Raw genomic sequence first — 8,983 nt, 5'->3', positions numbered from 1 at the left:
GGTGATCTTGGTCGTGAACCCGTCTACCAGGAGCTTTCTTCATGCCCGCCGTCGGGGTCACCCGTCCAACCACCCGTCAGGTTGGAATCGGCTCAGTGCGCCCGCACTGCCGCGATCACCGCCGCGAAGTCATCTGGCGACAGGCACTCCATCACCTCATCCTTGAATACATTCAGATTCACGTGCGGAACTCGCCTCTTCGCGTCCTCGTTGTAAGGATCCACGTTGATCCGGCCAGCCAGTACAGGCCACTCCGCAGTACCGTCCTCCACGTTGAACACGGCCAGCTCCGGGCCCTCGAACTCGACGCCATGCTGAAGGTCATCAAGCGCACCGATGTCGTCGTTCCGGTGGTTGTCCGTGCAGAACGACGGGCACGTTTCCACGGTCTGACCGCCGGTCCAGATCTTCCTCAGCCAGGTACGAGAGATGACACGGGCCGACGTCTGCACCACTGCGGGTGCGGGGGGGGGGGGGCGATGCGGAGTCGACCTCCGGCGTTACGGTGGTCACGGTGATGTCCTCTCCTGGTGGGCGGATCGGTCACTGATCAGCGGCTCCAACCGCTGATTGAACTGGCCGGACGGGTGCAACCGTCCGGCTGTTTCGTCATCGGACGCTGCCGGGGAAGCGAGATGGTCCGAGGCAACGCGGAGGCGTTCGGGGCTCGGGCGGATATACATCCGCTTGGTGAAGTTGGCGTTGACATGCCCGCACGCCGTTGATGGCAAGAACCGTGAGACACGAGTGGCGCGCGTCGTAGAGCCGAACCTTCCGCAGCTCCAGCTTCCCCTGCAGGGATTAGGCGCATGTCAACCCCTCGCGATTGACGTCTATCCGGGTCATCTGTTAATGCCGACTTGAGAATCTTATCGACTCATGTGTCGACTAGTCAATCAGATCTTTTTCCACCCGAGAGTGTCGCTACTTGCATTCTCAGTCAACCTCTATGAATGACTCGTCGAATCCCTTGGCTCCTGAAGGTAACGGCAGAGTCTTGACGTGAAGGCCTGCGGACTCGGTGATGAGGCGCTACCTGGAGGCGTCGCGCTCAGGCCAGGCGGCAACAGCATCTTCTGATTACACGTCGTCGAGGCCAGGGTTCGAGGGCGATGGGTTAAACGGCTGGTCGATCTCGTTCAGCCCGCTCCGCGGTCACGCCGACCACTCTCACACAACCCCGACATCGAGCACTCCATCAACAAAGAGCATCGCGAGACCGTCGAAATGGGCCTGGACCGCCAGGCGTCCCGCCCTGAGTGCGGCGAGGTCGACGCCCCGGGAATCCCGGAAGGCGAACAGTTCACGAGCATCAGGGGTCATGTCCCCTGGTGTGGTGTAGCGGCTGGCAGCTGTTCTCTGCCCTGAGTGGTCAGCAACCTGTTGCGGTGCCCGTCGCGTCAAGTGGTGATGGCACGGACCGTCGCGTGCGCCGGGCCAGGAAGCGGTTCGCGAAGAAGGTGATCCATCGGCTATTTGCGGCCCGACCGCGATCGGCCGCTGTGGTTGCGGTACTTCACTGCCGTACCGCCTCACGCCTCGTGAAGAGTGGCCGCCGACAACTACGACTTGAACCTTGCCATCGGCGTCCACCGCCAGGACGGCCACACCAACATCGCCACCGCCCTCCGCTACACCGCCCGTGACTTCCGCAGATCCCTGACCGACCTCGGCCTCACCGGATGAATCCGGACAGATCTCGATCATGCAAGGGACTCTGGGGTGGAAGCAGAAGCCGCCTTTATAGGTGGGTGTGGCCTGCTCCTTCTCAGAGTGGCAGGTCACCGTCGTGGCGTCAATGTCCAGGACGAGCCCGGACACCTCCCGTCTAAGTCTCGATTTACACCTACAGAATGACGGGGGCCACGGGTTAACGTGAGGATCCCATTGTTTCAACCATGGATGGAAGGGGATGCACCACCATGCCGGAACCCATCTCCACCGAAGCGATCACACGGAAAAATATACGCCGCCTTGCGATCGATCGGGAAAGTGTGTTTTCTCTCCTCGGAAAGGAGTGGTCAATCTTGCCGGACGTATATCCTTCGGGCTCCTTCTCATCCACTGAATTCTTCACTCGCCAAGACATCTACCCCCCATCTGGCGGCACGTTCCTGGAAATCGGCTGCGGCACGGGCGTCACTGCTCTCACTGCGGCCATGTCGAGTTGCGACGCGGTGGTCGCGTCCGACATCAATCCGCAGGCGGTCCGCAACACTGAGATCAACACAGCCCGGCATGGTGTGGCCGACAAAGTGAGTGTGCGCCACGGGGACTTATTCAGTGCCGTTAGAGCCAACGAGAGGTTCGACTGCATTTTCTGGAACTCCAACGGAATCGAGATGCCGTCCGGCTATACGCACCAGTCCGAGTTCGAGAAGGCATTCTTCGATCCTGGGTACGAAAGCCATCGGCGATACGTAGAAGAGGGACCGAACTACCTGACACCCGGCGGGCGTCTGCTGATCGGATTCAGCGGGCATGGAAACGTCAGCCTGCTCCGCAACTTCGCCGAACGGACCGGGCACACGTTCGCCGAGCGGGCCCGCTCGCGGTCCGCTACCCGAATCATCAAACACCCCCACCTACTCCTCGAACTGGTGCCAACGTGATTTCATTCCATCGTGCCTTGGATGTCTTCGCGACTCTGATCCGGAGGTACTCAATCCTTGCTGCGACTGACTCAACGTCTCCTATTTTGCAGCGTATCTGAGTGCTCGAAGAACGGTGTGCGGATCCGACTGCGGGCGGTGACCACATTGGCGGCGGGCTGGAATCACGAGGATGTCGCGGCAGTTGTTGTCGGCCGCGACCGTCGCGTTATCTGACTTCGGCTCGTCAGGGTGATCTTTGTCGATGTGCCTGATGGGCCTGGGGTGCGGGCTGTATCTCGCGTTGTGTGAGATATGCGGATGGGGGCGGGCTGACCGCTGCGGGACGACAACGTCGGGAGGCCGTACGGCGGCAGGCGGCCGAGTTGTTCGAGCAGAAGATCAAGCCGCTGGAGGTCGCCCAGCGTCTCCGGGTGAGCCGGAAGTCGGCCTACCGGTGGCACCAGTTGTGGCGGGACGGCGGGATCGAGGCCCTGGACTCGCGCGGGCCGAGCGGATCACGGTGCCGTCTGTCGCCGCGCTGCCTGGAGATGCTCGCCGCGTATCTGGAGGAGGGGCCGAATGCGCACGGCTTGGGTGGAGGACCAGGTGTGGACCGCTGCGCGGGTGGCCACGCTGATCGGCCGGAAGTTCCACGTTTCCTACAGTGTCTCGGGCGCCACCCGGCTGATGCACCGGCTCGGGTTCTCCCCACAGGTCCCCGCGCAGCGGGTCGCCGAGCGCGACAAGGAGGCGGTGCAGGTGTGGAAGGAGGCGACCTGGGCGGAGGTAAAAGGGCCTCGGGGCGGCCTGCGGGGGCTACATCTGCTTCGAGGACGAAGCAGGCTTCACCCGCCTGGCTTTGTCAGTGAGTTCTGACACCGGTTGTCGATCGACGGCGACACCGCCCGGTGTTGGCGGAGAGTGATATCGCTGAGTTTTGACACCACCTGGGTGCTTGCGGTGGGAGGCTGGGAGTGCTCTGCGTGGTGAGGGGGCGCCGGTGCCACCGAAGTCCAAGGTCGATCTGTACGCGGCGATACGCCGTGATGTCCGGGCGGGCATGTCGAACCGGGCCTTGCAGCGCAAGTACGGGGTGGGCTTCCGGACGGTGAAGGCGGCCGTGGAGTCCGTCTGGCCGGAGCCGCGCAAGCAGCTGCCGCCCCGCAAGACGCGGCTGGACGTGTTCAAGCCGGTGATCGACCAGATGCTGAGGGCGGATCTGGACGCGCCGCGCAAGCAGCGTCACACCGTCAAGCGGATCTTCGACCGGCTGCTGGACGAGCACGGTGCGGTGGAGGTGACCTATCCGATGGTGCGGGCCTATGTCGCTGATCGCCGCCCGCAGATACGGATCGAGGCGGGACGCGGACCGTTGAACGCGTTCATCCCGCAGACCCACTTGCCTGGGGCGGAAGCCGAGGTCGACTTCGGGGACGTGACGATCCGTCTGGCCGGCGAGCAGGTCAAGGTGTTCCTGTTCGCGATGCGGCTGTCGTACTCCGGCAAGGCGGTGCACCGCATCTTCGCCTCGTGCGGCCAGGAGGCGTTCTTCGAGGGGCACGTCCACGCTCTCAGCGTGCTGGGCGGCGTCCCTCGCGGCAAGGTGCGCTATGACAACCTGCGGGCCGCGGTCGCCCGGGTGCTGGGCCTGTCGAGAGCGAGGGTGGAGAACGAGCGGTGGACCGCGTTCCGTTCGCACTACGGCATCGAAAGCATGTACTGCCGCCCGGGACTCGAAGGTGCCCATGAGAAGGGCGGGGTGGAAGGCCAGATCGGCTGGTTCAGGCGAAACCACCTGGTTCCCGTCCCGGAAGTCGCCTCCCTCGCCGAACTCAACGCGATGGTCGAGCGGTGGGACGACGAGGACGATGACCGCCGCATCCGGTCGCGGCCCAGGACGATCGGCGAGTACTTCGCCGTCGAACGCCCGCTGCTGCAGCCGCTGCCGGACGAGCCGTTCGAGACCGGTCGGCTGTTCAGTCTGCGGGTGGACCGATACGCGCAGGTCAGCGTCCGTACAAACCGCTACTCGGTGCCCGTGGGGCTGATCGGCCGCACCGTTCGGGTGATGCTGCACGCCTCCGAGGTCGTCGTCCACGACGGGCGCAAGGAAGTCGCCCGGCACGAGCGGCTGATCGCCAAGGGCCAGTCCCGCCTGGACCTGGACCACTACCTGGAGGCCCTGGTCCGCAAGCCCGGCGCTTTCCCCGGCGCGACTGCCCTGGAACAGGCCCGCTCCGCAGGCAAGTTCACCCCGGTCCATGACGCGTGGTGGGCGGCGGCCTGCAAGGCCCACGGCGACCGGGACGGGACCCGGGCGCTGATCGAGGTCCTGCTGCTGGGCCGGCACCTGCACCACGAGTACCTGGTGACCGGGCTCGCCGCCGCCCTGCGCGTCGGCGCTCTGACCGCGGACGCGGTCGCTCTGGAAGCCCGCAAGGCCGCCGAGGCCGACGACGCCCCGCCCGCTGCAGCAGACCCGGAGCCGGACCGGGCCAGGGTGACGTTCCTGACCGAACGGCGGCTGGCCCACCTGCCGCCCGACAACCGGCCGCTGCCGTCGGTCGCGGCCTACGACCAGCTGCTGCGACCGCGGCGGCCGGACCGATCCGCCGCCGAGGGAGACAGGCCATGACGACGTTCAAACGCCACCGCGGGTTGACCGAACAGGCCGCCGACGCCGCCGTCGACCAGGCATGCCGCATGCTCCGGCTGCCCACCATCCGAGCCCAGTTCCCAGAACTCGCCGAAACGGCCGCCCGTGACCAGATGTCGTATCGCGGCTTCCTCGCCGAACTGCTGATGGCCGAGTGCGACGACCGGGCCCGCCGCCGCTCGGAACGACGGATCAAGGCTGCCGCCTTCCCCCGCGAGAAGTCGCTGCGGGCCTTCGACTTCGAGGCGAACCCCAGCGTGGACCCGGCGGTCATCCACACACTGGCGACCTGCGAGTGGGTCAAGAAGGGCCTGCCGCTGTGTCTGATCGGCGACTCGGGCACCGGCAAGTCGCACCTGCTGATCGCGCTGGGCACCGAAGCCGCGATGGCCGGCTACCGGGTCAAGTACACGCTCGCGACCAAGCTGGTCAACGAGCTGGTCGAGGCCGCGGACGAGAAGGTGCTGACCAAGACCATCGCCCGCTACGGCCGCGTCGATCTTTTGTGCATCGACGAGCTGGGCTATATGGAACTGGACCGCAGGGGCGCTGAGCTGCTGTTCCAGGTTCTGACGGAGCGTGAGGAGAAGAACAGCGTCGCCATCGCCTCGAACGAGAGTTTCAGCGGCTGGACCAAGACCTTCACCGACCCCCGCCTCTGCGCGGCCATCGTCGACCGCCTCACCTTCGGCGGCAACCTCATCCAGACCGGCACCGACTCCTACCGCCTCGCCATCACCCAAGCCCGAGCTGCCGCCCAGGACTCGGCCGGTAACTGACCTGCCGGCCATCGCCCCCACCCGCTCAGCCTCGCCCGGAACCGACCTCCGGTGACCAGGATGATCGTGTTGCCTTGCCGGACGTTACGGTGACGAGCCGTTCGAGGCGATGGCGTCTCAGGTATGCCGAGACCAGAAGACGACGAACGCGACGTAGGCGATGGCGGCGGTGGCCACGAACCAGAAATACGGATCGCCGCTTCGTCCGGATGCCAGCTCACCGATGAAGGCGCTGAGATTCCCCACGGTAAGCACCACGCCCGTGCCGGCCCAGGCTCGCCCTGCGATCCGGGCGAAGCGCTCGTCGGGCTCCTTCTCGGTGAGGCCCTGATAGGTCTCGTTCCGGCGTCCCAGCAGCACTAAGGCGAGACTGCAGACCGCCAGGATCCCGAACGTCACCACGCCGAGAGCAAGGCGGCCTCCGAAAGTCGCGGCCACGAGGCAGGCGCCTCCGAGAACGAGAAAGAAACCGGGGACGGACCTCCTGGCCGTGTTACTGGTCATCTGCTGGGCCCTCATTGGCATGAAACATCTCCTCAACGCTGACCTTGAAGAACTTGGCCATGGACAGGGCGAGCGGCAGGGAAGGTGTGTACCGCTCGGTCTCGATGGCGTTGATCGTCTGCCGGGAGACCCCGAGGGCCGTGCCCAGTTGGCCCTGGGAGAGCCCTCGTGACGACCGCAGTTCCCTGACGCTGTTTCGCACGTGTAAAGCTTACTTGTCACCCCTCGGTGGCTGTCAAGCTTGCTTTACAGGAAGGGCGGGGCTTGCAACCGCGCCTCGCGCAGCGTGTTCACCGTGCTGATGGTCAGCCCGGGATGAAAGTGTGAGTGCATCCCCGACCGCCCCTTGGGCGGCCTCAACCCCGCCCCGAGCACGGCCCCAGCTCCGAGGTGGTGTCACTTCTCACCGACATTTCGCGACGCTGTGATCGACAAGCGCTGTCTGAACTCGTCGACAAGCGGTGTCAGGTCTCGCCTACAAAGCCACCCGCCGACCGCCCCGAGGCCGGACCTGGGGACGACGCGGACACACCCCGGTCGTGACGGTGAGCGGACGCCGCTCGGGGCGACTGTCGGTGGCCGGGCTGATTGCGATGCGGCCCGGCTCACGGACCCGGCTGTGCCATCGGCTGATCGCCCACCCGGCGGGCAAGGGCAAGCGCCGCAGCCTGAGCGAGCGCGACTTCATCGCTCTGCTCGACGGGGACAAAATCCGCGCAGCCCATCAGCGTTCCGGTTGTCCCCGCGCCGATGAAGACGCAGTCGACGTGGCCGAGTTCCCCGAAAATGGATTGGGCGGTACGGTCCCGGTGGACCCGTGGGCCGGCTGCGCTGGCGTACTGGTTCGGCCAATACAGACCGGGCTCGCCTGCGAGACGCTGACGTATGTACTTGACGCGGGATTGGAGAAATCCGCCGTTGTCGTCCACTGTATCGATGACGACGATCTCGGCACCCAAGGCTTCCATGATCCGTACCGACTGGGCATTCGTGTTGGGGTCAGTGACACAGGTCAAGGGGTACCCCTTTGCAGCGCACACCACGGCCAGGGCCACGCCGAGGTTGCCAGACGTCGACTCGATCAGGCGGCCGGGCGGAAACCGCCCAGACGCCTCAGCTTCCGCTACCAGGGCGACAGCGGTCTTGAGCTTTACCGACCCTGCCGAGTTGAGGCCTTCAATCTTGAGGTATACGGAGCTTCCGGGAGCTATTCGTATGAGGGCTGAACGTTGGTGACGCCGTCCCAGAGTCGTGAGGCTGGTGGTTGTCCTTCTGCTCCGGAGTGTGGGCGGTGGTAGTTGTAGTGGATGTTCCAGACCATGATCGCGGCGGTCCTGGCCTCCTCGCTGGTGAACTGGCGAGCGTAGAGGAGTTCCTCGGCCAGAATGCGCTGATAGCGCTCCACCAAAGGAGCGTTGGCGTGCGTCGTCATGACTTCACCTCTGCGCTCTGCTCGCCTCCGGCCGGAAGGGACGCCACGATCGGGCTTGTGCTCGCCGTCCGCCTGGTCTGGGTCGCGAGCACCAGGGCGGCCAGGACGGCAAAGGCCGCGCCGGTGGACTACACCGCCGAGCGGGAGGAGCACCTGCCGCCCGAGCAGCGCGGGCACTACCGCGTCCTTCAGGACATCCAGCGCATCCCCGGTCCCCGCAAGCGCGATCCGGTGCTACAGGTGCGCCGGATCCTGGTGCATTCCACCGGTAACGCCGCCGGCCAGCGCCAAGCGCGCACCAAGCGGCTGGCCAAGGCCACAGCCGAACTGAAGAAGGTGCAGCGCGGGGCCGGTGGCCGGGGTGGAGGTGACGGCCGTCAGCCCGAAGGGGTTCGCCGAGCTGTGCGAGCTCGTCGAGAGTGAGGGCGGGCTCGGGGATGTGCGGGTGGAGCTGGAGTTCACCGCCTACCCCTCGCGGCTGCAGGACGGCGCGGCCGGGCAGATCCTGGACGCGGTCCGCGCCCAGGCCGCAGCCAGGCGGGCGATGCGGTGGTCACGGTCGAGGACAAGAAGAACGTCGTCCCGGTGACGGTCACAGTCCGGGTCCGCCCCGGCGGGGGGCCGCTGATGTGGCAGGTGACCGGCGGGGAGCTGGAGGGCCGATGGCGTCGGCGGAGTACGCGGTCTTCCAGGCCGGCCGCAGGGAAGAAACGTCGTACGGAGCTAGCGCAGCGCGTCCCTGGCCGCGCAGGAGTCACTCCCGCCGCACGGCCCGATTCTGCACCGAATTCCACCCGGAGACCGCGGCCCCGCCTTCCCAGCCTGCACCAAGCCCGTGGACGTCTCGTCCAGTTCGTCGCGGTCCCTGCCGGGCGCAGTAAGTCAATGTGATGCACGACACAATTGACCATCGCGCCTGATCAACACGTGATCCACACAGATTCTTTTAAAGAAAAACTAAGGGGATGGGTGCGGCGTGTTTACGCAGGGGCCGGGGCACAGCTGGCGTCAGGCGGTG

The 8,983-nt window shown here is 65.6% G+C and carries 10 protein-coding genes and 3 pseudogenes; 6 read left to right on the top strand and 7 right to left on the bottom strand.

The genetic code is table 11. From position 1 onward, the window contains the following. Positions 1–92: 92 nt before the first annotated feature. From ACIOMQ_RS40770 to ACIOMQ_RS40760, 3 genes and pseudogenes are all read right to left on the bottom strand, one after another. Positions 93–455, bottom strand: a complete 363-nt coding sequence (locus ACIOMQ_RS40770; protein ID WP_402192767.1) for a DUF6907 domain-containing protein — start codon at positions 453–455, stop codon at positions 93–95. A gap of 715 nt (positions 456–1,170) precedes the next feature. Then, positions 1,171–1,323, bottom strand: a complete 153-nt coding sequence (locus ACIOMQ_RS40765) for a hypothetical protein (protein WP_362212365.1) — start codon at positions 1,321–1,323, stop codon at positions 1,171–1,173. A 339-nt stretch (positions 1,324–1,662) separates the two neighbouring features. Next, positions 1,663–1,827 (bottom strand): annotated as a pseudogene (locus ACIOMQ_RS40760) (IS1380 family transposase); the annotation flags it as partial. 95 nt (positions 1,828–1,922) lie between these two features. Here ACIOMQ_RS40760 and ACIOMQ_RS40755 point away from each other — a divergent pair. From ACIOMQ_RS40755 to istB, 4 genes and pseudogenes are all read left to right on the top strand, one after another. Continuing rightward, entirely contained in the window at positions 1,923–2,612 is a 690-nt protein-coding gene (locus ACIOMQ_RS40755; protein ID WP_401271567.1) for a methyltransferase, read from the top strand. Positions 2,613–2,923: 311 nt separating this feature from the next. Continuing rightward, positions 2,924–3,463 (top strand): annotated as a pseudogene (locus ACIOMQ_RS40750) (winged helix-turn-helix domain-containing protein). A gap of 131 nt (positions 3,464–3,594) precedes the next feature. After that, positions 3,595–5,229, top strand: a complete 1,635-nt coding sequence (gene istA / locus ACIOMQ_RS40745) for an IS21 family transposase (protein ID WP_401271756.1) — start codon at positions 3,595–3,597, stop codon at positions 5,227–5,229. Further along, positions 5,226–6,029, top strand: a complete 804-nt coding sequence (gene istB, locus ACIOMQ_RS40740; protein ID WP_362157410.1) for an IS21-like element helper ATPase IstB — start codon at positions 5,226–5,228, stop codon at positions 6,027–6,029. The genes istA and istB overlap by 4 nt, the downstream gene beginning before the upstream one ends. 117 nt (positions 6,030–6,146) lie before the next feature. Here the strand turns inward: istB and ACIOMQ_RS40735 are convergent, their stop codons facing one another. The 4 genes and pseudogenes from ACIOMQ_RS40735 to ACIOMQ_RS40720 form a co-directional block, all read right to left on the bottom strand. Then, positions 6,147–6,467 carry a hypothetical protein gene (locus tag ACIOMQ_RS40735; RefSeq protein ID WP_393628468.1) on the bottom strand — a complete coding sequence of 107 codons (321 nt, stop codon included), beginning with the start codon at positions 6,465–6,467 and terminating at the stop codon, positions 6,147–6,149. A 55-nt stretch (positions 6,468–6,522) separates the two neighbouring features. Further along, entirely contained in the window at positions 6,523–6,735 is a 213-nt protein-coding gene (locus tag ACIOMQ_RS40730) for a helix-turn-helix transcriptional regulator (RefSeq protein ID WP_362157416.1), read from the bottom strand. Positions 6,736–7,138: 403 nt separating this feature from the next. Further along, a complete protein-coding gene (locus ACIOMQ_RS40725) occupies positions 7,139–7,714 on the bottom strand; it encodes a pyridoxal-phosphate dependent enzyme (protein ID WP_401989230.1) in 576 nt (191 codons plus the stop codon). Positions 7,715–7,740: 26 nt separating this feature from the next. Beyond that, a pseudogene (locus tag ACIOMQ_RS40720) lies at positions 7,741–7,938 on the bottom strand (integrase core domain-containing protein); the annotation flags it as partial. A 15-nt stretch (positions 7,939–7,953) separates the two neighbouring features. Here ACIOMQ_RS40720 and ACIOMQ_RS40715 point away from each other — a divergent pair. Together ACIOMQ_RS40715 and ACIOMQ_RS40710 are read left to right on the top strand one after the other, a co-directional pair. Continuing rightward, positions 7,954–8,388, top strand: coding sequence for a hypothetical protein (locus ACIOMQ_RS40715; RefSeq protein ID WP_402192765.1), 435 nt, complete (start codon positions 7,954–7,956; stop codon positions 8,386–8,388). Between the two features lie 22 nt (positions 8,389–8,410). Continuing rightward, on the top strand, positions 8,411–8,554 hold the full coding sequence (locus ACIOMQ_RS40710; protein ID WP_402192763.1) for a hypothetical protein: 144 nt from the start codon (positions 8,411–8,413) through the stop codon (positions 8,552–8,554). Positions 8,555–8,983 lie beyond the last annotated feature (429 nt).

The organism is Streptomyces sp. NPDC087845, from assembly GCF_044742755.1.
In the GTDB taxonomy this organism is placed as follows: Bacteria; Actinomycetota; Actinomycetes; order Streptomycetales; family Streptomycetaceae; genus Streptomyces.
This window is presented reverse-complemented; position numbering and strand designations above follow the sequence as displayed.

Bases quoted from the DNA above. Each gene is read 5' to 3' on its own strand.
- ACIOMQ_RS40765 (WP_362212365.1), bottom strand. From the start codon at position 1,323: ATGACCCCTGATGCTCGTGAACTGTTCGCCTTCCGGGATTCCCGGGGC.
- ACIOMQ_RS40755 (WP_401271567.1), top strand. From the start codon at position 1,923: ATGCCGGAACCCATCTCCACCGAAGCGATCACACGGAAAAATATACGC.
- istB (WP_362157410.1), top strand. From the start codon at position 5,226: ATGACGACGTTCAAACGCCACCGCGGGTTGACCGAACAGGCCGCCGAC.